Source organism: Paucibacter sp. B2R-40, assembly GCF_025717555.1.
Classification (GTDB): domain Bacteria; phylum Pseudomonadota; class Gammaproteobacteria; order Burkholderiales; family Burkholderiaceae_C; genus Paucibacter_A.
Window position 1 is genome coordinate 55,547 of record NZ_JAJIRP010000003.1, and the last position, 23,062, is coordinate 78,608.

The 23,062-nt window shown below is 62.9% G+C and carries 20 protein-coding genes; 9 read left to right on the forward strand and 11 right to left on the reverse strand.

The genetic code is table 11. The features are described 5' to 3' along the window. The first annotated feature begins 74 nt into the window (after positions 1-74). From LNV09_RS06805 to LNV09_RS06845, 9 genes are all read left to right on the forward strand, one after another. Positions 75-1,460, forward strand: coding sequence for a sigma-54-dependent transcriptional regulator (locus tag LNV09_RS06805; RefSeq protein WP_263556338.1), 1,386 nt, complete (start codon positions 75-77; stop codon positions 1,458-1,460). Continuing rightward, positions 1,457-2,824, forward strand: a complete 1,368-nt coding sequence (locus LNV09_RS06810) for a sensor histidine kinase (RefSeq protein ID WP_263556339.1) — start codon at positions 1,457-1,459, stop codon at positions 2,822-2,824. The genes LNV09_RS06805 and LNV09_RS06810 overlap by 4 nt, the downstream gene beginning before the upstream one ends. 12 nt (positions 2,825-2,836) lie before the next feature. Beyond that, the gene (locus LNV09_RS06815; protein ID WP_263556340.1) at positions 2,837-3,364 is read left to right on the forward strand and encodes an FKBP-type peptidyl-prolyl cis-trans isomerase; all 528 of its coding nucleotides are present in this window, start codon (positions 2,837-2,839) and stop codon (positions 3,362-3,364) included. An 18-nt stretch (positions 3,365-3,382) separates the two neighbouring features. After that, a complete protein-coding gene (locus LNV09_RS06820; protein WP_263556341.1) occupies positions 3,383-5,623 on the forward strand; it encodes a sensor domain-containing protein in 2,241 nt (746 codons plus the stop codon). Between the two features lie 152 nt (positions 5,624-5,775). After that, the gene (locus LNV09_RS06825) at positions 5,776-5,994 is read left to right on the forward strand and encodes a TOBE domain-containing protein (protein ID WP_263556342.1); all 219 of its coding nucleotides are present in this window, start codon (positions 5,776-5,778) and stop codon (positions 5,992-5,994) included. A gap of 18 nt (positions 5,995-6,012) precedes the next feature. Then, complete coding sequence (locus tag LNV09_RS06830) at positions 6,013-6,351, forward strand: alpha/beta hydrolase (protein ID WP_263556343.1); 339 nt, start codon at positions 6,013-6,015, stop codon at positions 6,349-6,351. A 147-nt stretch (positions 6,352-6,498) separates the two neighbouring features. Further along, complete coding sequence (locus LNV09_RS06835; protein WP_263556344.1) at positions 6,499-8,115, forward strand: ABC transporter substrate-binding protein; 1,617 nt, start codon at positions 6,499-6,501, stop codon at positions 8,113-8,115. Positions 8,116-8,356: 241 nt separating this feature from the next. Continuing rightward, positions 8,357-11,113 carry a TonB-dependent receptor domain-containing protein gene (locus LNV09_RS06840; protein WP_263556345.1) on the forward strand — a complete coding sequence of 919 codons (2,757 nt, stop codon included), beginning with the start codon at positions 8,357-8,359 and terminating at the stop codon, positions 11,111-11,113. Between the two features lie 261 nt (positions 11,114-11,374). After that, a complete protein-coding gene (locus LNV09_RS06845) occupies positions 11,375-12,394 on the forward strand; it encodes a sulfate ABC transporter substrate-binding protein (protein ID WP_263556346.1) in 1,020 nt (339 codons plus the stop codon). A 64-nt stretch (positions 12,395-12,458) separates the two neighbouring features. On the opposite strand, the gene dut is transcribed toward LNV09_RS06845, so the two are convergent. Genes dut through LNV09_RS06900 form a run of 11 tightly spaced genes read right to left on the reverse strand, consistent with a single transcriptional unit; the run spans position 12,459 to position 23,048 of the window. Further along, positions 12,459-12,911 carry a dUTP diphosphatase gene (gene dut, locus LNV09_RS06850; RefSeq protein WP_263556347.1) on the reverse strand — a complete coding sequence of 151 codons (453 nt, stop codon included), beginning with the start codon at positions 12,909-12,911 and terminating at the stop codon, positions 12,459-12,461. After that, on the reverse strand, positions 12,908-14,134 hold the full coding sequence (gene coaBC / locus LNV09_RS06855; protein WP_263556348.1) for a bifunctional phosphopantothenoylcysteine decarboxylase/phosphopantothenate--cysteine ligase CoaBC: 1,227 nt from the start codon (positions 14,132-14,134) through the stop codon (positions 12,908-12,910). The genes dut and coaBC overlap by 4 nt, the downstream gene beginning before the upstream one ends. 15 nt (positions 14,135-14,149) lie before the next feature. Further along, positions 14,150-14,905: a tRNA (guanosine(46)-N7)-methyltransferase TrmB gene (gene trmB, locus LNV09_RS06860; protein WP_263556349.1), complete on the reverse strand. Its 756-nt coding sequence runs from the start codon at positions 14,903-14,905 to the stop codon at positions 14,150-14,152. Positions 14,906-14,945: 40 nt separating this feature from the next. Continuing rightward, positions 14,946-16,265, reverse strand: a complete 1,320-nt coding sequence (gene deoA / locus LNV09_RS06865) for a thymidine phosphorylase (RefSeq protein WP_263556350.1) — start codon at positions 16,263-16,265, stop codon at positions 14,946-14,948. Positions 16,266-16,288: 23 nt separating this feature from the next. Further along, a complete protein-coding gene (deoC, locus tag LNV09_RS06870) occupies positions 16,289-17,041 on the reverse strand; it encodes a deoxyribose-phosphate aldolase (RefSeq protein ID WP_263556351.1) in 753 nt (250 codons plus the stop codon). Between the two features lie 14 nt (positions 17,042-17,055). After that, positions 17,056-17,910 (reverse strand): purine-nucleoside phosphorylase, encoded by an 855-nt coding sequence (locus tag LNV09_RS06875; protein WP_263556352.1) that lies wholly within the window; start codon positions 17,908-17,910, stop codon positions 17,056-17,058. Continuing rightward, positions 17,903-18,343: a cytidine deaminase gene (cdd, locus tag LNV09_RS06880; RefSeq protein ID WP_263556353.1), complete on the reverse strand. Its 441-nt coding sequence runs from the start codon at positions 18,341-18,343 to the stop codon at positions 17,903-17,905. The genes LNV09_RS06875 and cdd overlap by 8 nt, the downstream gene beginning before the upstream one ends. 20 nt (positions 18,344-18,363) lie before the next feature. Further along, positions 18,364-19,353 carry an ABC transporter permease gene (locus LNV09_RS06885; RefSeq protein ID WP_263556354.1) on the reverse strand — a complete coding sequence of 330 codons (990 nt, stop codon included), beginning with the start codon at positions 19,351-19,353 and terminating at the stop codon, positions 18,364-18,366. After that, positions 19,346-20,467: an ABC transporter permease gene (locus LNV09_RS06890; RefSeq protein WP_263556355.1), complete on the reverse strand. Its 1,122-nt coding sequence runs from the start codon at positions 20,465-20,467 to the stop codon at positions 19,346-19,348. Before LNV09_RS06890 ends, LNV09_RS06885 begins: the two co-directional genes overlap by 8 nt. Next, positions 20,464-22,050, reverse strand: a complete 1,587-nt coding sequence (locus LNV09_RS06895) for an ABC transporter ATP-binding protein (RefSeq protein WP_263556356.1) — start codon at positions 22,048-22,050, stop codon at positions 20,464-20,466. The genes LNV09_RS06890 and LNV09_RS06895 overlap by 4 nt, the downstream gene beginning before the upstream one ends. Continuing rightward, a complete protein-coding gene (locus LNV09_RS06900) occupies positions 22,050-23,048 on the reverse strand; it encodes a BMP family lipoprotein (protein WP_263556357.1) in 999 nt (332 codons plus the stop codon). The genes LNV09_RS06895 and LNV09_RS06900 overlap by 1 nt, the downstream gene beginning before the upstream one ends. Positions 23,049-23,062 lie beyond the last annotated feature (14 nt).

The window sequence follows — 23,062 nt, forward strand, 5'->3', positions numbered from 1 at the left end:
CTGGGCACTGGCCTGGGCGAGAATGCGCCGCAAGTTCTGCTCGGCCATCAACACCACAAGGACCCTCCACATCAATGAGCGCCAGCCCCTCTGCCCTGCCCATCTTGGTGGCCGATGACGATGCCGCCGTGCGCAGCACCTTGAGGATTTTCCTCAATAGCGAGGGGCTGAACTGCGAGCTGGTGGCGTCGCCGGCCGAGGCCTTGGCGGCGCTGGCGCGGCGCGAGTTTGGCGTCTTGCTGGCCGATATGAACTACAGCCGCGACACCACCTCAGGCGCGGAAGGCCTGAGCCTGATCGCCCAAGCCAATGCCGTCGACCCGCAGTTGCCCATCATCGCGATGACCGCCTGGGGCACGGTCGCGCTGGCAGTCGAGGCGATGCGGGGCGGGGCCAGTGACTTCATCGAGAAGCCCTGGGACAACAACCGCCTGGCCAGCATGCTGCGCAATTTGCTGGCGCTGCGCCAAACGCGCCAAGCCAATCAGCGGCTGGCGGCAAGGAATCAATTGCTGAGCGCCGAGGGCCAGAGCGAGCGGCCCTGGATAGCGGCTTCGCCGGCGATGCAAGCCTTGATGGCGCAGGTGGAGCGGCTCAAGGATGCCGGTGTCAATCTGCTGATCACCGGCGAAAACGGCACCGGCAAAAGCCAGCTCGCGCAGGCCATCCACCGCGCTTCGGTGCGCGCCCAAGCGCCCTTCATCAGCGTCAATATGGGCGCCATCCCCGACACCTTGTTCGAGAGCGAGATGTTCGGCCATGAGAAAGGTGCGTTCACCGATGCCCGCCAGACCCGCATCGGCCGCTTCGAGTTGGCCGATGGCGGCAGCCTCTTCCTCGACGAGGTCGGCAACATCCCTCTGAATCAGCAGGCCAAGCTCTTGCAAGTGCTGGAGGGCGGGCAGTTCGAGCGGCTCGGTTCGGCCAAGCCGCGCCGGGCCGATGTGCGCCTGATCGCGGCCAGCAACGCGGATCTGGCGCAGATGGTTGAGCTTGGCAGTTTCAGGCGCGACCTGCTTTACCGGCTCAATAGCGTGCAACTGCATCTGCCGCCGCTGCGCGAGCGCGGCGCCGACATTGTGAGCCTGGCCGAGCATTACCTGGCCAGCCATGCGCGGCGTTATCAATGCCCGGCCAAGACGCTCGGCCCCGCCGCCCGCGAGGCGCTGCTGCAGCATCACTGGCCGGGCAATGTGCGCGAACTGGCGCACTGCATGGAACGCGTTAGCTTGTTGGTCCAGCATCAGCTGCTGCAGCCCGCCGATCTGGGTTTAAATGGCACAACAGCGCCGGTTGCCACGGCAGCACTTGATGCGGGCGAGTTGACGCTGGAGGAGGCCGAGGTGATCTTGATACGCACGGCGCTCAAGCGTGCCGGCGGCCATGCGCCGCAGGCGGCGCAAGCGCTAGGCCTGAGCCGCTCGGCCTTTTATCGCCGGCTCGAAAAGTACCGCTTGTGAAGTCATACCCCGGCTTTGCCAAGCAGCTCTGGCTCTGGGCCTTGGCCGGTGGCGCGCCGGCCTGGGGCCTGGCGAGCTATTTTATCTGGCAGCAAGCGTGGCTGATCTACCCCAAGATCCTGCTCTGGCTGCTGTGCAGCGGCGCTTGGCTGGGGGCCGCTTGGGGCCTGGCGAGGCGGGCCGAGTTTCAGCTCCAGACCATCGGCAATGTGGTCGAGGGCATCGCCTCGGGTGACTACAGCCAGCGCCTGCGCCGGGCCAGTGCAAATGACCAGTTAGGCGAGCAGATCAATGCCTTGGTCGACGCCCTGCATCGCCAGCGCCTGCGCGCCGAAGAGGCTTACGGCCTGGTCGACAGCGTCTTGCAAGGCATTGACGTGGCGATCTTTGCTTTTGATGAGCAGGCTCATTTACGCCTCGCCAACCCCGCCGCATTGGCGCTACTGCTGCGCGACAAGGACGCGGTGCTGGGCTGCAGCGCCACCGAGCTGGGCCTGGCCGCGCTGCTGACGGCCGACACCGCCGTCTTGAGTGAGCATGTGTTTGCCGGCGCCGCCGGCCTGTGGCGGCTGCGACGCCTGCCCTATTCGGTTGATGGGCGCGAGCAGACCTTGCTCTTCGTCACCGACCTCAAGCAGGTGCTGCGCAGCGAGGAACTGCAAGCCTGGCGGCGCCTGCTGCGGGTCTTGAGCCATGAGGTCAACAACTCGCTGCTGCCGATCTCCAGCCTGAGTGCCACGCTGCGCCGAGTCAGCGCGGGGGAAGTGAACGGGGGCTGGGACGGCAAGTCCAAGCAAGCCGATCTGGATGAAGGCCTGGCCATCATTCACGAGCGCGCGCAACATCTGGCCGAGTTCGTGCGCCGTTACGCCAGGCTCGCACGCCTGCCCGAGCCGCAAAAGCAGCTGTTCGATCTGGCTGCCTTGCTGCGGCGCTTGCCCACCATGCTGCCCGAGGCGGGGCTGAGCTTGACGATCGCGGGCGACCCGCACGCGCCGATGCCAAGCGACTTCAAACTGCCCTTCTTTGGCGATCCGGTGCAGATCGAGCAGCTCTTGATCAATCTGCTCAAGAACGGCGTCGAGGCCGGCGGCGCACCACTGGAGCTGCGCTGCCAAGTCCAGCCTCTGCAGTTGAGCGTGTTGGACTGCGGCCCCGGCATCGCCAATCCGGCCAATCTATTTGTGCCCTTCTACACCACCAAACCCGAGGGCGCCGGCATCGGCCTGGTGCTTTCCAGGCAGATTGCCGAGGCCCATCAAGGCAGTTTGAACCTGGAGTCGCGCCGGGATGGGCCGGGAGCGGTGGCGGTGCTGCGTTTCCCCGCCAGCACGCAAGGTCTGCTGACACCTGCAGCCCTGTGAAACAATACCGGCATGAAAATTTCTGCCCCCTGTATCGTTTCCCTGCGCTGGAGACTTGAAGACGCCCAAGGTCAGTTGATCGACGAATTGGAAGAGCCTTTGGAGTTTTTCTATGGCGGCGACGACCTGTTCGCCAAGGTCGAAGAAGGGCTGGCCGGCCAAGAAGCCGGCTTCGAGGCCAGCATTGCACTCGAGCCCGAGCACGCGTTTGGCGAGTATGACTCCGCCCTGGTTTGCTTCGAGGCGCGCAGCCTGTTTCCCGACGGCGTCGACGCGGGCATGCAGATCGAAGGTCTGCCCGAGGGAGCGGTGACCGAGGGCATGGCACCCGGCATCTACACCGTCACCGACGTCTACCCCGAGCATGTGGTGCTGGACGGCAACCACCCGCTGGCCGGTGTGGGGCTGCGCATGCATTTGAAGGTGCTGGATGTGCGCGAAGCCAGCGAAGATGAAATCGAAGCCGGCAGCTTGGGCGAAGCGGTATTTCAGGTCGCCAATCTGGGTTCGGGCGCTCCGCCTGACGCCCAATTGCATTGACCGGCGCTTGACCACAGCATGACTGAGCCCAAATCGTTCTCGGTCGCCAGCGTCTATCAGCAACTCGAACAGGCGCTGCGTGAGCGCGACGTTATTCTTGAGACCGCCGGCGTTGGCATTGTGTTTGTCAAACAAAGGCTGGTGTTGAGGTGCAATCAGCGCTACGCCGAAATCTTCGGGCAGGCCCGGGCGCAGGATATGCAAGGCTTCAGCAGCATCGAGCTCTACCCCGACGAGGCGGCCTTCAAGCAACTCGGCGCCGAGGCCTATCCCGTGCTGGCGACCGGCCAGCGCTTCAAGACCGAGCGCTTGATGAAGCGTCTCGGAGGCGCGCTGTTTTGGTGCAGTCTGACCGGGCGTTTGATCAACCCGGCTGACGCCAGCGCAGGATCGATCTGGATCGTCGACGACATCAGCGAACAAAAAGCCGCCGAGGCCGAACTGTTGTCAATCACGTCTGGCCAGCGCTTGATTCTGGACCACGCGATGGTCGGCATTGTCTTTCTGCGCGATCGCCAGGTGACCCAGTGCAACCGCAGCTTCGAGGAACTGCTCGGCTATGCGCCGGGAGAACTCGACGGCGGCTCCTCGCGCCAGTGGTATTTGAGTGACGCCGACTGGGAAGCCGCGGGCCAGCGCTGCTATGCGCCGTTTGCAGCCGGCCAAGCCTTTCAGGGCGAAATGATGCTGCGCAAAAAAGATGGATCACCGATCTTTTGTGAGGTGCGCTCCAAGGCCGTTGACGGCAACAATCTGGCCCTGGGTTCGATCTGGATCACCATGGACATCAGCGCCCGCAAGGACGCCGAGGCTGCCTTGGTGCAAGCCAAGCTGCAACTCGAACAGATGGTGGCCCAGCGCACCCAGGAGCTCAAGGCCTCGGTCAAGGCGCTGGAGCAAAAAGTGCTTGAGCAGCAGGCCTCCGAAGCTCGCATCCAGCAACTCGCACACTTTGACACGCTGACCGGCCTGCCCAACCGGGCGCTGCTGAATGATCGCAGCAACCAGGCCATCGACATCGCCAAACGCCACGCCGGCACGCTGGCACTGCTGTTCCTCGATCTGGACCACTTCAAGAACGTCAACGACTCGCTCGGCCACCGCTTTGGTGACGAGTTACTCAAGGAGTTGGCGCGCCGGCTCAAGACGGCTGTGCGCGAGCAAGACACGGTCTCGCGCCTGGGCGGCGACGAATTCATCTTGGTGCTGCCGGGTGCCGACGCGGCGGGCGCCGCGCATGTGGCCGCCAAGGTGATGGAGTTGGCCACGCAGGTCTTTCAGATCGAACAGCATGAGATCACGGTGACGCCCTCGGTCGGCGTGGCCCTGTATCCACTGGACGGGCTGGACTTTGACGCATTGTGCCGCTGCGCCGATGTGGCCATGTACCGCGCCAAGCAGGACGGGCGCAACACGTTTCGATTCTTTACCGCCCAGATGCAGGCCGAGTCGGCCCGCATCCTGCTGCTGGAGAACGCCCTGCGGCGAGCGCTGGAGCGCGGGCAGCTGAGTCTGCATTACCAGCCGCAAATTTGCTTGGCCAGCGGCCGGGTGATTGGTGCCGAGGCCTTGCTGCGCTGGCAGCACCCGGATTTGGGCGCGGTCAGCCCGGCCGAGTTCATCCCGATTGCCGAGGCGAGCGGCCTGATACTGCAGATCGGCGAATGGGTCATGCGCACTGCCAGCTGCCAGCTCAAGGCCTGGCATGCTTTGGGTTTGAACCAGATCATCATGGCCGTCAATCTGTCTTCGGTGCAATTCCGCCATGCGGACCTGCCGGCCCTGATCAGCCGGATTCTGGACGAATGCGAGTTGGCGCCGGAGCTGCTGGAGCTGGAGTTGACCGAGGGTGTGGCGATGAACAACCCGCTGGGCGCCATCGCGGTGATGAACGCTTTGCATGACCGCGGCATCCGCATGTCGATTGACGACTTCGGCACCGGCTATTCCTCACTGAGCTACCTGAAAAAGTTCCGGGTTTACAAACTCAAGATTGATCAGCAGTTTGTGCGCGATCTCAGCGACGACCCCGAAGACCGGGCCATCGTCAGCGCCATCATCAGCATGGCCAAGAGCCTAGGCCTGCAGACGATCGCCGAGGGCGTGGAGACACAGGGCCAACTGGAATTTCTGCGTGCGCAAGGCTGCAATGAAGTCCAGGGTTACTTGTTTGCCAAGCCGATGCCGGCCGAGCAGTTCGGACGCTTCGTGCTGGAGCGCGAGGCAAGTGAGGGGCGGGAACGGCGCGCGATGCAGTGACGGGTGCGATGCGCCGCAGCGCCGGGCCTGCGATATTCGGCGAGCGCATTTAATCCTGCGTTTCCATTCCTTCCTTGCCCGCAGCCCGGCAACTAACTTTGCCAGCACAGCATTCAAATTCGACCGCCAGGGTCGACACAGGGATATCCGTCATGAGCATCAGAGCGATCAATGTTCGCAACCAGTTTCGCGGCACCATCAAGGAAATCATCGAAGGCCCGGTGGTCTCCGAGGTCGACGTGATTACCCCCTCGGGCAGCTTGGTGACCTCGGTGATCACGACCCGCTCACTCAAGGATTTGGGTCTGGTAGTGGGGCGCGAGGTCGTGGCCTTGGTGAAATCCACTGAAGTCTCCATCGCGACCCTTTGAGCTTGCTGCACAGGATTCGTGATCAAGGCCCTGCGACATGCCACGCGCCTGCCGGTCGTCTCCGGCCGGGCCGAGTTGCTGCCGCACCAAAGACTGCCTCTGCAAAGCACCTTGATTGCTAGCCAGAACGCCCCCTGGATGAGTGCAGCCAGGCGGCGCGGTGCGAGCTTCACCAATCTGAGTGCTGCAGGCCAGGTCAACACCGAGTCCGGCTTCGGGCCCAACCCATTGGCCAAACGCTGGGTCGATGCGGACTGGGCACGCGCCGCGCGTGGGCGGCGCCCGCAGCACGCGACTTTCAGAAATGGTGGTTCGCTGTTTGAACACGCCCGGCCTGAGCTCCAGCGCTATTTCTGAGGCTGCGAGCAGCGCGAATCACGCCACAGCAATACCGAGCCGGGCGGCAGGCTACAAACTCAGCCGCCTGTTCTCATCCCCTGCAGCACCGCGCAAGCCGGTTAACCTGAGCTCTGTCCACCAATGCGCTGCCTCCCGGAGTTCCTCATGAATAAAAAAAGCCCTGCCAAAATCGTGAAAATAACCCTGCTGGCCGCCAGCTTGGCCCTGGCCCTCGGCTTTACCGGTGGCCAGGCCTCGGCCCAAACCCTGCGCTGGGCCAGCGCTGGTGATCCGCTTACGCTAGACCCTTACGCCCAGAACGAAACTCTCACCAATACCATCAATGGCCAGGTCTACGAGTTCTTGGTCACGCGCGACAAACAGCTCAAACTGGTGCCTCAGCTGGCGACCGAATGGAAGCAGACTGGGCCGCAAAAATGGCTGCTCAAGCTGCGCCCAGGCGTGAAGTTCCACGACGGCCGGCCGTTCACGGCCGACGATGTCGTGTTCTCCGTTCAACGGGCCCGCCAGCCCAGCTCGCAGATCGCCATGTATGCCAATGCGGTGGGCGAACCGCGCCGAGTCGACGACTTGACGGTCGAGTTCAGCCTGCCCCAGGTGAACCCGATCTTTCTGCAGCACCTCAGCACGATTTACATCATGAGCCGAGGCTGGGCCGAGGCCAATAAGGCCACCAAGACGCAGGACTTTGCCAACAAGGAAGAAAGCTATGCCGCCTTCCATACCAATGGCACCGGCCCGTTCATCCTAGTCAGCCGATCACCCGACAGCAAGACCGTCTTCAAGCGCAACCCCAACTACTGGGGGCAGATCGAAGGCAATCTGCAAGAGGTGATCTACACCCCGATCAAGAGCGAGGCCACGCGCACGGCGGCGCTGATCTCGGGCGAGATCGACTTTGTGCTTGACCCGGCGCCGCGCGACCTGGCTCGGCTTGCGCAAACCAGCGGCCTGAAGATCATCAGCGGGCCCGAGAACCGCATCATCTTCATCGGCCTGGACCAGGCCCGCGACGAGTTGCAGTCAGGCAGCCCCAAGGGCAAGAACCCGTTCAAAGATGTACGCGTGCGTCGCGCGCTCTACCAGGCCATCGACATCGAAACCATCAAAACCCGCTTGATGGACGGCCAGGCCGCACCAACCGGCGCGCTGGTGCCTTCGCCGCTGGGCAGTTTCAATGACCCGCTGTTGGAGGCCCGCCTGCCCTTCGATCTTGCGGCCGCCAAGAAACTGTTGAGCGAGGCAGGCTACGCCAGCGGCTTCGAGTTCACGCTCGACTGCCCGAACAATCGCTACGTCAATGATGAGCGCATCTGTATGACGCTGGCCTCGCAATGGGCCAAGCTGGGGCTCAAGGTCAAGGTCAATGCCCAACCCAAAGCGCTGTTCTTCAACAAAATCGAAAAACTCGACACCTCGGCCTATCTGTTCGGCTGGGGCGGCGCCATCACCGATCCGGAAAGCATCTTCACCAGCCACTTCCGCAACCGTGGCGAGAAAGGCATCGGCGAATACAACCGTGGCAACTTCAAGGACGATGAGCTCGATGCCCTCGTTGCTGCCTCCAGCCGCGAGCCCGATGAAACCAAGCGTCAGCAACTGATCAAGCAAGCGCTTAAGCGCATGGCCGAGCAGGTGCATTACATCCCGCTGCATCGCCAATACATCCCCTGGGCGGCGCGCAGCAATGTCACGGTCGTGCACCGGCCGGACAACTGGCTGGAGTGGCGCTGGATCACGGTCGGGCCGGCGTCCAAGTGAGACGCATGGGTTGAACGCCGCGCTGCATTCCTGCAGACATTCAACGAAGCCGCCCAGGGGCAAAACATAAAGCTGGCGTGGCCAAGTTCGTTTTCCTAGCAAGCAAATAAGAAATCCTCGCTTCGCGCGCAACAGGGTTATCCCTAAAGTGCAGCCCTCAAGACGGCCCAAGCCAAACGCTTGTACAGCCGCGAGATTCTCGGGACACCCCCGGGGAATATGAAGCTAACGGAGGATTTCCATGCAGTACCCAAACTATCGCCGGCTCGCAAAGCTGGCTCCCCTGGCCTCTTTGGCCCCTTTGGCCCCTTTGGCGCTCGCACTCGCTTGTGCCTATGCGCCATCTGCCGCACACGCTCAAACTGCGGCCACAGCCAAGGCCACCGAGCCACAAAGCTTGCCGCAAGTGCAGGTGACAGGCTCGCGCATCTCGCGCGCCCTCAGCGAGGGCCCCAGCTCCATGACCGTGTTGAAATCCGAGGACATTGGTCGTTTGGGTTTCAAGAGCGTCGGTGATGCGCTCAATGCCTTGACAGAAAACACCGGCTTTACCCAGGGCGAAGACTTCGGCAACACCTTCACGCCGGCCGCCAACGCGATCAGCCTGCGCGGCCTGGGCCCTAACCACACGCTGACGCTGATCAACGGCCGGCGCATCGCCGACTATCCGAGCGCCTATGACGGCGCCGTCAACTTCACCAACACGGCCAATATCCCCTCGGCCTTGATCGACCGGATTGAAATTCTGAACGGCGGCGCCTCGGCCATTTACGGCTCGGACGCGATTGCCGGCGTGGTCAACATCATTTTGAAGAAACATGCCGAGGGCGTGACGCTCAACCTCAAGGCTGGCGGCACCCAACTCGGCGGCGGCGCCAATGCGCGCGCGCAGGTGAGCGGCGGCTTTGACGCCGGCGCACTCAGCGGGGTTTATGGCCTGGAGTTCAGCAAGCGCGATCCAATCTGGAGCTTGCAGCGCGACTTCATGGCCGACACAACACTCAAGGGCGCCAACCCCGGCGTGGTGTTCGGGCGCAAGGATGCCAAGACCAATAAGTACATCACGCCGGAGGCCGGCGCCTGCGATACGGCCGGGCAATTGTTCAACGGCTCGACCCAAACTGTCACCATCAAGAGCGGTCAGTATTGCGGCACCGGTCAAGCCTCGCCGACCTTCTGGACCACCCAGACCGGCAACCAAAGCAGCAATTTCGCCGGTGTCTTGAACTACGCCTTGAGTCCGCACACCGAGCTGTTCAGCGAAGTGTTGCTGGGTTTCACCGAGACCGAAACCAATACCCGCGGTCCGAGCTGGACCTCGCTCGGAGGCTCGATCAGCTACTTCCAAAACGCCAACACCGGCAAGCTTGAAGCCTGGAGCCGCCGCTTTGCGCCGGAAGAAATGGGCGGAGCAGAGAAGTTCAATCGCCGTTGGAACGATGAATGGCACAACCTGGTGCTGGGTGCGCGCGGTGACATCGAAGGCAGCAGCTGGGTCTATGAGGCCGCCCTCAACACCTCGGCCTACACCAGCAAGTTGCACCGCCCACGCCTGCTGGCCACCGTGGACGAGTTCTTCCTCGGCGCCAAGAAGGGCGAGACAGCGAAGGGAGAGCCCATCTATGCGCCCGACGTCAATCGACTCTTCAAGCCGCTGACCCCCGCCGAATACGACAGCATTACCTCCAGCAGCTACGCCAACGACAAGGCCTGGACCCACAATTTGAACGTCAACGCCAGCGGTGAGTTGCTGCAGCTGCCGGCGGGGCCGCTGCGTGCGGCCGTCTTGGCCGAGGCCGGCGCTCAAGGCTTCGAGAACAATGCCGATCCGCGCTTGGGTCAGGGTGTTTTTTACGCCACCACCGAGGCGGCCAAGGTCAGCGGCGACCGCAATCGCTGGGCGCTGGGTGCCGAGCTGAATGCGCCGATCACCAAAATCTTGATCGGCACGCTGGCGACGCGCTACGACCAATACCGCTTCGCTGGCCGCAAGGATGGCAGCTTTACCTATAACGCGGGCTTGGAGTTCCGCCCGGTCAGCGAAGTGCTGTTGCGCGCCAACCATGCAACCAGCTTCCGCGCGCCGGACATGAGCTATATCTTCACCGCCGAGAGCCGAGGCTATTACCCCTCATCGACCGACTATTACCGCTGCGCCCAGACCGGGCAGCCGCTCAACAAATGCGAGTTCGTCGACATCGTGTCCGGCTTCAATTACCTGAAGAACGGCTCCAAGGATCTGAAGTCGGAAAAGGGCAAGTCCTCGGGGCTGGGCGTGGTGTGGTCACCCAGCAAGACATTCGATGCGTCGCTCGATTTTTGGAAGATCGCCATCAATGATTTGGTGACCGATCTGGACTCGGACAAGATCCTGCGCGACGAGGCCGAATGCCGCACCGGCGTACAAGACATCAGCTCGCCCACCTGCGCGGACGCGATCAGGCGCGTGCGGCGCAACCCGGCCGATGCGGTGGTCAAACCGGGTGAAGTCAATCTGATTTTGGTCAACCCGATCAATGCCGCCAGCCAAAGCACTTATGGCTTTGACATCTCGGCTCGCTACACACTCAAGACCAGCAATGTGGGTGAGTACACCTTGACGGGCAAGTACACCCAGGTTCAGAGTTTTGTCTACCAGCAATTCGCAGGTGACGCCGACACCAACCGCGTCGGCACCCACGACCACAGCGACTGGCCCAACAAGCTGATCGCCACGCTGGGCTGGAACCTGGGCGACTGGGCCGCCACCTTGACGGGCCAGCGCAACGGCAAGATCTCCAGCGAAGACAAAAAGTCCTGGATTGGCCCTTACTGGAACTTCAACGCCAGCACGCGCTACCAGTTCAGCAAGACCAGCAGCGTTAGCCTGATCGTCAACAACTTGTTGGGCGACATCCGCAAGGACCCGACTGCGGCCTGGCCTTACTACCCGGTCGGCTACTACCTGCCGCATGGTCGCCAGGGCTGGATTGAGTTCAACCACGTGTTCGGTTCCTAAATCCACAAGGGCACAACTGGCCTGAAGCAGCGCGGGCGCGAGAGGAAGGACATGCGGGAAACCGCAGTATTTCGCGCCCGCCCTGCATTTTTCTCATAAGCATAGAAGAACTACTTGGTTCACGGCAGCTGACGGCCTGCCTACAGTGGGGCCTTGTTGTTGCAACTGCTGCATCTATTGCTGACCTGCCCGGCGCTCAAATTGCCGCAGGTCTCAGACGCGCAAACATCATCTTCTGGCCAACGGATCACATAGGATTTCATGAACGCTATTCGACGCACCTTCAACCTGGCAACGGCCGCACTGCTGCTGGGTGCCGCCGGCCTGAGCCAGGCTCAGGCCCAGGTCTCTTTGCTCAATGTCTCCTATGACCCGACGCGTGAGCTGTATCAAGATTTCAACACCGCCTTCGCCAAGCATTGGAAGGCCAAGACCGGCGAGATCTTGACGGTCAAACAATCGCATGGCGGCTCGGGCAAGCAAGCCCGCTCGGTGATTGACGGCCTGGAGGCCGACGTGGTGACGCTGGCCCTGGCCTATGACATTGACGCGCTGCATGACAACGCCAAACTGCTGCCCGCAGACTGGCAAAAACGTCTACCCAACAACGCTTCGCCCTACACCTCGACCATAGTGTTCCTGGTGCGCAAGGGCAATCCGAAGAAGATCACGAACTGGCCGGATTTGGCCCGCTCAGGTATCGACGTCATCACACCCAACCCCAAGACCTCGGGTGGCGCACGCTGGAACTATCTTGCCGCATGGGGCTTCGCCTTGCAGCAGCCCGGCGCCAATGACGACAGCGCCAAAGCCTTCGTCAAACGCATCTACGCGAACACCAAGGTGTTGGACTCGGGCGCACGCGGCTCGCTGACCACCTTCACCGAACGCGGCATCGGCGACGTTTTGATCTCCTGGGAGAACGAAGCCTATCTGGCCGTCAAGGAACTGGGCCCGGACAAGTTCGAGATCGTGACGCCGTCGCTGTCCATCTTGGCCGAGCCACCGGTAGCGGTGGTGGACAAGGTGGTCGACAAGCGCGGCACGCGCAAGCAGGCACAGGCCTACCTTGAATACTTGTACACCACCGAGGGGCAAGAGATTGCCGCCAAGCATTACTACCGGCCGCGTGACCCCAAAGTGGCGGCCAAATATGCCAAACAGTTCACCCAGACCAAGTTGATCACGGTCGACGAGGCGTTCGGCGGTTGGCGTGCGGCCCAGAAGACTCATTTCGCCGACGGTGGCTATTTCGATCAGATCTACACGCCGGGGCGTTGAGCCCCTGCATGGCGGCAGGCCTGATCGCTTGAGCAAAAAGCCTGCGGGCGAAGCCCGCAGACGTCTAGGCCTTGCCGGTTGAACCGAACCCGGCCTCGCCCCGCTGCGACGCGTCGGAAAAATCATCGACGATGCGAAATGCCGCCTGCACCACCGGCACCAAGACCAGCTGCGCAATGCGCTCCATCGGCTCGATCACGAAGGCGGTTTGCCCCCGGTTCCAGCAGCTGACCATCAGCTGGCCCTGGTAGTCCGAGTCGATCAGACCGACCAAATTGCCCAGCACGATGCCGTGTTTGTGGCCCAGACCCGAGCGTGGCAGGATGATGGCGGCCAATCCGGGGTCGCCGATGTGGATGGCCAAGCCGGTCGGGATCAAAGTGGTTTGGCCGGGGGCCAAGGTGATAGCCGCGTCCAGGCAGGCGCGCAAGTCCAAGCCGGCGCTGCCGGGGGTGGCATAGGCAGGCAATTGCTCAGCCATGCGGGCATCGAGCACTTTCAGGTCAACGGTGGTCATTTTTCTTGTGAGTTCTTCTCAAAACGCTCGGCGATCTCGCGCACCAGTTCGCGCGCTAGGCTGAGCTTGTCGTTGTGGGGAATTTCGCGCTCACCGGCCGCATCGATCAGCAGCAGCGCGTTGTGGTCGAGACCAAAGGTGGCCGGCCCGATATTGCCGACGATCAGCGGCACACCTTTGCGCAGCAGCTTGGCGCGGCCATGCTTGAGCAGATCTTCGCTTTCGGCCGCAAAGCCGACACAGAAAGGACTATCAGCCAATTTGGCGACTGCGGCCAAGATATCCGGGTTCTCCGTCATGCTCAAGCTCGGCGGGCTGGCACTGCCGTCCTTTTTGATCTTGTGCAACTGCACTGCCGCCGGCCGCCAATCGGCCACCGCAGCGGTCGCAACAAAGATCTCATGCTGCGTCGCCAAGGGCAGCACCGCGTCAAACATCTGCTGCGCCGTCTGCACGTCGATACGTTTGACGCCGCGCGGCGTGGCCAGATGGACCGGGCCGGCCACCAAAGTCACCTCGGCGCCGGCGTCGCGCGCAGCGCGGGCAATCGCAAAGCCCATCTTGCCGCTGGAATGATTCGTGATGCCACGGACCGGGTCAATCGGCTCAAAGGTCGGGCCGGCGCTGATCAGCACACGGCGACCCGCCAGTAGCTTGGGCTGAAAGAAGGCAATCACCTCGTCCAGCAACTCGGCCGCTTCCAACATGCGGCCGTCGCCCACCTCGCCGCAGGCCTGCTCGCCACTGCCGGGGCCAAACAGGCTGGCACCGTCGACTTGGATCTGAGCCATATTGCGCTGCGTGGCCGGGTGCGCCCACATCTCGCGGTTCATCGCCGGCGCCACCGCCAGCGGGCAGCGCTCAAGCGGCCGCGCCAGCGCGGTCAGGCTGAGCAAATCATCGGCCCGGCCCTGCGCCAGCTTGGCAATGAAATCCGCACTCGCCGGCGCCACCAGCATCAAATCGGCCTCGCGACTGAGATTGATATGCGCCATATTGTTGGGCTCGCGGGCATCCCATTGGCTGCTTGCTACGGGGCGATTAGACAAGGCTTGCATCGTCACCGCAGTGATGAACTGTTCGGCCGCTTCGCTCATCACGACCTGCACCGTCGCACCGGCCTTGATCAGCAAACGCGCCAACTCAGCGGACTTGTAGCAGGCGATGCCGCCGGACAGGCCGAGCAAGATGTGCTTGCCAGCAAGGGCATGGGAGTCAGACATGGCAGGCCTTTGTACTCAAGCCTTGCGGCGGAACACCACGTCCCAGACACCATGGCCGAGCTTGATGCCGCGGTTCTCGAACTTGGTCAGCGGGCGATAAGAAGGCGTCTGGGCAAAACCTTCAGCCGTGTTCTCGAGCAGCGGCTCGGCCCCCAAAACTTCCAGCATTTGCTGCGCATAGGGCTCCCAATCTGTCGCGCAATGCAGGTAGCCACCCGGGCGAATGTGCTTGACCAACTGAGCGACAAAAGGCGACTGGATCAGCCGGCGCTTGTTGTGGCGCACCTTGTGCCAAGGGTCGGGGAAGAAGATGTGCACACCAGCCAGCGAATCGGGCGCAATCATCTGCTCCAGCACATCGACCGCGTCGTGCTGAACGATGCGGATATTGTTCAAACCCCGCTCGTCGATATGTTTGAGCAGCGCGCCGACGCCGGGCGCGTGGACTTCGCAGCCGATGAAGTCGGTATCAGCGAGTGTCTGCGCGATCTTGGCGGTGGCGTCGCCCATGCCGAAGCCGATTTCGAACACCAGCGGCGCCTCGCGGCCAAACACCTCGGCCGGATTCAATCGCTCGGCCTTGAAGGGCAGCACGAACTTCGGACCCAACTCGGCCAAGGCCTTGACCTGGCCCGAGCCCATGCGGCCGGCGCGTACGACAAAGCTCTTGATCGGGCGATGCTGGGCCGGGTCTAGCGGCTTTTCTGGCGCGCTCTCTGGAGTGTTCTCTGGCGTGTTCTCGGGAGCGGGTGCGGGGGTGGTGTCAGACATGCCGTTGAAGTTGATAAAGACGCGAAGCGGGGTCGGAAGTCTAGCCGACCCGCGCCAAGATGGGCGAGGCCGGCTGCCAGTCGCCGGCGTCTTCGCTCAAATGGCAGGCAGCCTGCAGCTGCGCCACCGCACGTTCGGCGGCAGACAAATCTGCTGCATGCACAAAAGCCAATGGCTCGCCAGCTCGAACTTCATCGCCCAATTGCCGCGTGGCGCTCAAGCCCACGCGGAAGTCGATGCTGTCGCCTGCTTTGCGACGCCCCCCGCCCAACTCAACGATGGCGATGCCGATGTCGCGGGTCTGCATAGAGCTCAGGCGGCCGCTACTCAGCGCCGGTGCCGGCACGATGACGGGTGCTGCGGCGAGGTAAGCAGTCGGCCTCTCCAGCAAATCAGCCGGGCCACCCAGGCCGGCCACCATGCGGGCAAAGCGTTCGGCAGCGGCGCCGCTGTCCAGCGCTTGTTGCAACTTCAGCTTCGCCTCTGCCTGGTTGCCGGCCAGGCCGCCCAGCAGCAGCATCTCGGCGCCCAGGGCCAGCGTCACCTCATGCAGACGCGCATCGCGCACGCCCTCGCCTTTCAGATAGCGGATGGCCTCGGCCATCTCCAGCGCATTGCCGACCTCGCTGCCCAGCACCTGGTTCATATCGGTGATCAGCGCCCGCGTCGGCAGGCCGGCACCATTCGCTACTTCGACGATGCTTTGCGCCAGTTCTTGGGCCATTTGGGGCGTGTCGGCAAAAGCACCGTTGCCGCACTTCACATCCATCGCCAAACCCTGCAAGCCGGCAGCAAGCTTTTTGGACAGAATGCTGGCGGTGATCAGCGGCACGCTTTCGACCGTGGCCGTGACATCGCGGGTGGCATAGAAACGCCCATCGGCCGGTGCCAGATCGGCCGTTTGGCCGATCACCGCGCAGCCGACCTCGCGCACCACCCGGTCGAACAAGGCGGCTGAGGGTGTGCAGCTGTAGCCAGGGATCGCATCGAACTTGTCGCGCGTGCCGCCGGTGTGGCCCAGGCCGCGGCCCGAGATCATCGGTACATAGCCGCCGCAGGCCGCCACCAGCGGCGCCAGCATCAGCGAAACCTTGTCGCCGACGCCGCCGCTGGAATGCTTGTCCAGAACCGGCCCCGACATATCGGGCCAGCTCATCACACGGCCGGAGCGCATCATCGCAGTGGTCAGCGCCACGCATTCGGCTTTGCCCATGCCGCGCAAGAAAACTGCCATGCCCAGAGCGGCGACCTGACCCTCGCTCCAGCTGCCGTCAACCAAGCCACGCACAAAGTGCTGAATTTGCGCCTCGGACAAGGCCGCGCCGTCACGCTTGGCGCGAATGATTTCTTGAGCCAGCATCGCTATGTGTTTTGTCCGTGCGCCTAGTAAGCGCCGCTGGTGGCGGCCACCGCAGCACCCGCCAAAACCGCCTCGATGTCGCCTAGCAAGGCGCTGGCACCGAAACGCAGGCGCTGCGGGACTATTGCTGCCGCCCCCAGATGAGTCTCGACCAGCTGCAAATAGACCTGCGCATCGGCCACCGAACGGATACCGCCCGAGGCCTTGAAGCCGGCCGAGCCCAGGCCGCTGAGCTTGATTTCTTTAAGAATCACGCCGGCCGCTTTGGGCGTCGCCGACACTTTGGTCTTGCCGGTGCTGGTCTTGACGAAATCGGCCCCGGCCATCAAGGCGAGGCGCGCGCCCTGTGCGATCAAATCATTCGTCAGCAGCTCGCCGCTTTCGATGATGACTTTCAGCGTCAAGGGCCGCGTCGCATGACGCACTTCGGCCAAGAACTCCGCACATTCGACCGTCTGGCCCTTGATCAAGGCCCGGTAAGGCAAAACCACATCGACCTCATCGCCGCCGGCCGTGGCAATCTCTTGCACATCGGCCAAGGTGCGCGCCAAATCCAAATCACCGGCGGGAAAGTTGGCCACCGCCGCGACACGAATATTGGCGGGCAGCAAGGCACGTGCCTGGGCCACAAAGCGCGGCCAGACACAGACGGCAGCGACCGGGCCGAAGGGGGTCTGGGCACGGGCGCAAAGTGCATCGATATCGGCCGGCGTGTCGCCGTCATTCAGGCTCGTCAGGTCCAGGCATTGCAAGGCCTGCTGGGCCGCCTTTTTCATCAGACTCTCGTCCATCACACGGCCGCCGCTTGCAAGGAAGGCAACTCGGCCAAGCCGGCCACCACAGCGCCCAGGAAGTTGGCGGCGCGCTCGCCCGACAGGCTGGCTTGCTGCAGCGTCAAAGCGTGCGTGAGCGCCTCGGCCGACAGGCCGGCGGCCATATTGGTCATCAAGGCCAGACCCATCACGCGCAGGCCGGCGTGGCGGGCCAGGATGGTCTCGGGCACGGTGCTCATGCCGACGGCGTCCGCGCCCCAGGCGGCGAACATGCGGATCTCGGCCGGGGTTTCGAACTGCGGGCCCAACGCCCAGCAATACACGCCCTCACCCAGCATCAGGTTTTGCGCTTGTGCGACCTTCTTGGCGTGCGCTCGCAGCTCGGCGTCATAGGCATGGCTCATGTCGACAAAGCGCTCGCTGCCCTGCTCGCCCACCAGCGGCGAGCGCTGCGGCGCATTGATATGGTCGCTGATCAGCATCAGGCTGCCGGGGCCCATATTCGTGCGCAAAGAGCCCGAGGCATTGGTCTGCAAGAGCACTTGCACGCCCCAGCGCTTCAAGCTGCGCAAGGCGCCGGCCATGCCGGTGCATTCGCCGCTCTCATAGGTGTGAGCGCGGCCACGCAACATCACGACGCGCTGCGCGCCTATGCTGCCGACGACGATCTCGTTGACATGGCCTTCAACCTTGGGCTGCGGGAAAGCGGCCAGCTCGGCATAAGACAGGTGCTTGGCATCGTGCACCAGGCTGACCGCACCGGCCCAGCCCGAGCCCAGCACCACGGCCACGGCGGGTGCAGCGCCAAACAATTCGTTCAGCTTGGCGACGCTTGCGTCGATGGCGATATTGAGGGTTTTGTTATCAATCATTTTTTAATTCTTTCACTCCACTGGCGCTGAGATGTTCGGGACCAAAACTGTAGGGCAGCAACTCACCCAAGGTCCACTGCTGTTTGATGCCGCTAGGGTCGCCGGCAATGATGACAAGATCTTGACCGGCGAATTCACGCAGCTTTTGCCGGCAGCCGCCGCAAGGCGTGATCACGTCCGGGCCAGGGCCGGTCACCAGCACGGCGGTGGCACGCTTGCCGCCAGCCATCACCATCGCGGTCAGGGCCGAGGCCTCGGCGCACCAACCTTGCGGATAAGCCGCATTCTCGATATTGCTGCCGACATGGATGCGGCCCTGCTCGTCCAGCAGCGCAGCCCCTACCGCATAGCCTGAATACGGCGAATGGGAATGTTCCCGAGCGCCCAAAGAGGCTTGCAGCAGCTGCGCTTGTACTTCTTGCGTGAGCTTCATTTCTTCAACGCTCCTTCACTTCAACGTTCTTTCACATACGGCCGGCCCAGCGCCTTGGGCGCCAGGGCCTGGCCGATAAAGCCGGCCAACAAAACAACGGTCAGCAAATAAGGCAAGGCCTGGATCAGCTGCACCGGAATCTCGGCACCGCCCAAGCCAGCAGGCAAATGAGCGCCTTGCATGCGAATCGCGACCGCGTCCAGAAAGCCGAACAGCAGGCAAGCGAACATCGTCGGCAGCGGACGCCACTTGCCAAAGATCATCGCCGCCAGCGCGATATAGCCGCGCCCCGCCGTCATATTCGGCGAGAAGGCGGCGTTCTGCGCCAGCACCAAGTAACTGCCGGCCAGGCCGCACAGCAGGCCGTTGATCATCAAAGCGGCATAACGCAGACGCGGCACGGACACGCCGGCAGCGTCCACCATGGCCGGGTTCTCTCCCACCGCGCGCAGGCGCAGGCCCGGCTTGGTACGCTCCAGAAAGAACCAGACGCCGGCCACCAGGGCAAAGGCCAGATAGACCAGGATGTTGTGGCTCAAGAGGCCATGGCCGATCACCGCGCCCAGCCAGGGGCCCAAATCCGCCACCGCGCCGTCCAGCTCGCTCCAGGCCGGGATCAGGCCGGTCAGGCGTACGTCCGCCGCCACCGGCGGGGTCTGCCCGCCCTGCTGGAACCAGGCGATACCCAGCACCACGGTCAAGCCGGCCGCCACCATATTCAGCGCCACGCCCGACACCACCTGATCGCCGCGATGCGTGACACAGGCAAAACCGTGGATCAATGACATTGAACAAGCCACGGCAATCGCGGCCAACATGCCCCAACCCGTTGAATGGCTGACGCTGGCGGCGGCCGCTGCAGCAAAAGCCGCGAACAGCATCTTGCCTTCCAGGCCGATGTCCACCACGCCGGAACGCTCACTCACCAGGCCGGCCAAGGCGCACAACAAGAGCGGAGTGCTGACCCGCAGCGTCGACGCCAGCACGGAGCCGATCAAGATCTCATCCATGAGCTGGCTCCTTATGCCTAAGGGCGGCATAAATGCGGCCAAACATCGGCGCGCTGACGGTCGCCATCGCACCGGCAAACAAGACGATCAGACCCTGCGCCGTCACCACCATTTCGCGGCTGAAGCCGGGCAGCTCGAACGAGACTTCGACGCCCCCTTGATAGAGCACGCCAAACAGCAGCGAAGCCAGCACGATGCCGACCGGATGGTTGCGACCCATCAGGGCGACCGCAATGCCGGTGAAGCCAGCGCCGGCGACAAAGTCCAGCGTCAGCTTGCCCTGCACACCGGAGATTTCATTGACGGCCACCAGGCCGGCCAAAGCGCCCGACAAACCCATCGCAATCATGATCTGCCAGCGCGGTTTGATGCCGGCGTAATGCGCTGCGCGCGGCGAGCTGCCGACAGCGCGCAAGGCGTAGCCGGCCGCGCTCTTCCACAAAAACCAATGCACAAAAATACAGGCCAGCAGCGCCAGCAGCACACTCAGGTTCAGCGGTGACGAGGGCAGCTCAAGGCCAAACTTGGCAGCCATTTCATGCAGCGCCGGCATGCGGGCCGAGTCGGCAAAGGCGACACTCTCGACCGACATGCTGCCCTTGGGCCGCAGCCAGTTGACCAACAAATAGACATTCAGACTGCTGGCCATGAAGTTGAACATGATGGTGGTGATCACCACATGGCTGCCGCGCCAGGCCTGCAAGGCGGCCGGCACCAGGGCCCAGGCCATGCCGAACAGCGCAGCGGCCAAGACCAAGAGCGGCAGCAGCAACACGGCCGGCAGCACGGGGCCAAGACTCAGGGCCAACAGGCCAAGCCCCACACCGCCCAGCGTCGCCTGGCCCTCGCCGCCGATATTGAACAGGCCGCCGTGAAAGGCCACGGCAACGGCCAGGCCGGTAAAGATGAAGCTGGTCGTGTAGTAGAGCGTGTAGCCGATGCCGCGCGCATTGCCCAGAGCGCCCTGCAGGAGCACCGTCAGCGCTTGCAAGGGGCTTTGACCAATCGCTAACACGACCAGACCGGCGACGGCCATAGCAATGGCCAGGTTCCAAAGCGGCAAGAGGCCAACGTCGATCCAACGCGGCAGCGCAGCGGTTTGGTGGGCGCTCATGCGGGGACCTTTTCGTTCAACTCGACTTGCGCTGCCATCAGCAATCCCAAGCTTTTCTCGTCACAGTCAGCAATGGCCAACTCCCCGGTAATGCGGCCGGCATTCATCACGATCACGCGGTCCGCCAAGGCCAAAATCTCATCCAGCTCGCTGCTGACCAAGAGCACGGCGCAACCGGCATCGCGCATCGCGCGCAACTGGCCGTGGATGAACTCGATCGCGCCGATGTCGACGCCGCGCGTGGGTTGGCCGACCAGCAAGACGGTCGGAGCCTGGCCGATTTCACGCGCCAGCACCAGCTTTTGCTGATTGCCGCCGGAGAACTTGGATGAACCCAGATTCACATCGCGCGGGCGGACGTCAAAGCGCTCTTGCATCAAGGCGGTTTGCTCACGCATCAGACCTTCATTCATGCCAAGCCCGGCCGGGCCGCTGCGATAGGCTGGCAAATTCTGATAGCCGAGCACGGCGGTTTCCCAGGCCGGGAAGTTCATCACCATCGCGCAGGCATGCCTGTCCTCGGGTACATGGGCGAGCTTCAACTCACGCGCTCTGCTCGGCGTCAGCCAAGTGCCGGCAGCCGCATCAAAGGGACTGTTGTCGAGCTGCAAGTGGCCCGCCTCGGGCGCCAACATGCCAGACAACACCTCCAGCAACTCGCTCTGGCCATTGCCCGACACACCGGCCACGCCAACGATCTCGCCCGCATACAAGTCCAGACTCACGCCGGCCAGTGCCGGCACACCATTGGCTGCGCGAACTTGCAGGCCGCTGGCTTGCAGGCGCAGTGCTTTTTGCTCGATGCAGAGTTGTGCCTCCTTGCGGCCCAGATTGACCTTGCGCCCGACCATGGCCTGAGCCAAATCCTCGGCGCTGGTGTCGGCGATTGGCGTGGTCTGCACGATCTGGCCGGCGCGCATCACGGTGACCGTGTCGCACAGCGCCATCACTTCCTTGAGCTTGTGGGTAATCAGCAAAATCGTCACGCCGCCGTCCCGCAAGCGACGCAGCGTATCGAACAGTTGCAGCGTTTCCTGCGGCGTCAAGACGGCGGTGGGTTCGTCCAGGATCAAAACGCGCGCGCCCCGGTACAGCGCCTTCAAAATCTCCAGCCGCTGCAACTCGCCGACCGGCAACTCGCCAACCAGCGCGTCCAGCCGCACATGCAAGCCGGTCTCGGCCATCAAGGTCTGCAGCTTGGCCCGCACTTTGCGCGCGCCACTGGCCAAGAAGAAACCTGGCTCAGCGCCCAACATCACATTGTCCAGGCAGCTCAAGGTATCCACCAGCATGAAATGCTGGTGCACCATGCCGATGCCGAGCGCAATCGCCTGTTGCGAATTGGCGATCAACACGGGCCGGCCGGCCACTTCAATGGAACCCGAATCGGCCTGGTAATAGCCATAAAGAATGGCCATCAAAGTGCTTTTGCCTGCGCCGTTCTCGCCGACCAGACCATGTACCGTGCCTGCGGCCACCGTCAGACTGACCTCGCGGTTAGCCTGCACCGCGCCAAAGCGCTTGGAGATCTCACACAGGCGCACGGCGGGCGCCGACGCGCCCTGGCTTGCTGACCGCTCCATCAGTATTTACAGGCGCCGTCCGCCATATAGTCAGCAACGCGAATCTTGCCCGCCACGATGTCGGCTTTGATGGCATCGACCTTGGCCTTCAGCGCCGGCGTCACCAACTTGGCATTGTGTTGGTCCAGCGCATATTCAACCCCACCGTCCTTCAGGCCCAGCGTGGTGGTGCCGGGCTTCCAGCCCTTGAGCACGTTGTAGACCGCTACATCGACGTTCTTGACCATCGAGGTCAGCATGGTGCCGGGCTGCAGATGGTTTTGATTGCTGTCCACACCAATCGCCAGCCGGCCGGCGTCCTTGGCGGCTTGATAAACGCCCGAGCCGGTGCCTCCGGCGGCGGCGAAGACCACGTCCGAGCCCTTGGCGAACTGTGCTTTGGCCAGCTCGCCGCCGCGCGTCGGGTCATTCCAGGCGCTCGACGTCGTGCCCGTCATATTGGAAAACACCTCGGCTTTCGGGTTGGTCGCCTTGGCGCCCTGCTCGTAGCCGCACTGGAACTTGCGAATCAGGGGGATGTCCATGCCGCCGACAAAGCCGACCTTGCCGGTCTTGCTGGCCAGCACGGCCATCGCACCGACCAGATAGCTGCCCTCATGCTCCTTGAACAGCAGCGACTGCACATTCGGCAGCTTCACTTCCGCATCGATGATGGCGAACTGCGTCTTGGGGAATTCCTTGGCGACCTGCTCCAAGGCCGAGGCTTGGGCAAAGCCAACGCTGATGATGGGGCTGGCGCCACGCTCGGCCATGCGGCGGATCGCCTGCACGCGCTGGGTATCGTTGCTGATCTCGAACTCGAGATAGGGTTTGCCGGTCTCGGCCTTCCAGCGCTCGACGCCCCGATAGGCCGACTCATTGAAGGACTTGTCGAACTTGCCGCCCATGTCGAAAATCACCGCAGGCTTGGACTGTGCCTGCACGCTCAGGGCCCAACAGGTCATTGCCAGCAGCAAGGTTGCGCGAGCGGTGGAAGCAAACTTCGAAGAAGCAATCATGGCTTGGAGCTTTG

Bases quoted from the DNA above. Each gene is read 5' to 3' on its own strand.
- LNV09_RS06805 (WP_263556338.1), top strand. From the start codon at position 75: ATGAGCGCCAGCCCCTCTGCCCTGCCCATCTTGGTGGCCGATGACGAT.
- LNV09_RS06815 (WP_263556340.1), top strand. From the start codon at position 2,837: ATGAAAATTTCTGCCCCCTGTATCGTTTCCCTGCGCTGGAGACTTGAA.
- LNV09_RS06820 (WP_263556341.1), top strand. From the start codon at position 3,383: ATGACTGAGCCCAAATCGTTCTCGGTCGCCAGCGTCTATCAGCAACTC.
- LNV09_RS06825 (WP_263556342.1), top strand. From the start codon at position 5,776: ATGAGCATCAGAGCGATCAATGTTCGCAACCAGTTTCGCGGCACCATC.
- LNV09_RS06835 (WP_263556344.1), top strand. From the start codon at position 6,499: ATGAATAAAAAAAGCCCTGCCAAAATCGTGAAAATAACCCTGCTGGCC.
- LNV09_RS06840 (WP_263556345.1), top strand. From the start codon at position 8,357: ATGCAGTACCCAAACTATCGCCGGCTCGCAAAGCTGGCTCCCCTGGCC.
- LNV09_RS06845 (WP_263556346.1), top strand. From the start codon at position 11,375: ATGAACGCTATTCGACGCACCTTCAACCTGGCAACGGCCGCACTGCTG.
- dut (WP_263556347.1), bottom strand. From the start codon at position 12,911: ATGACCACCGTTGACCTGAAAGTGCTCGATGCCCGCATGGCTGAGCAA.
- coaBC (WP_263556348.1), bottom strand. From the start codon at position 14,134: ATGTCTGACTCCCATGCCCTTGCTGGCAAGCACATCTTGCTCGGCCTG.
- trmB (WP_263556349.1), bottom strand. From the start codon at position 14,905: ATGTCTGACACCACCCCCGCACCCGCTCCCGAGAACACGCCAGAGAAC.
- deoA (WP_263556350.1), bottom strand. From the start codon at position 16,265: ATGCTGGCTCAAGAAATCATTCGCGCCAAGCGTGACGGCGCGGCCTTG.
- deoC (WP_263556351.1), bottom strand. From the start codon at position 17,041: ATGAAAAAGGCGGCCCAGCAGGCCTTGCAATGCCTGGACCTGACGAGC.
- LNV09_RS06875 (WP_263556352.1), bottom strand. From the start codon at position 17,910: ATGATTGATAACAAAACCCTCAATATCGCCATCGACGCAAGCGTCGCC.
- cdd (WP_263556353.1), bottom strand. From the start codon at position 18,343: ATGAAGCTCACGCAAGAAGTACAAGCGCAGCTGCTGCAAGCCTCTTTG.
- LNV09_RS06885 (WP_263556354.1), bottom strand. From the start codon at position 19,353: ATGGATGAGATCTTGATCGGCTCCGTGCTGGCGTCGACGCTGCGGGTC.
- LNV09_RS06890 (WP_263556355.1), bottom strand. From the start codon at position 20,467: ATGAGCGCCCACCAAACCGCTGCGCTGCCGCGTTGGATCGACGTTGGC.
- LNV09_RS06895 (WP_263556356.1), bottom strand. From the start codon at position 22,050: ATGGAGCGGTCAGCAAGCCAGGGCGCGTCGGCGCCCGCCGTGCGCCTG.
- LNV09_RS06900 (WP_263556357.1), bottom strand. From the start codon at position 23,048: ATGATTGCTTCTTCGAAGTTTGCTTCCACCGCTCGCGCAACCTTGCTG.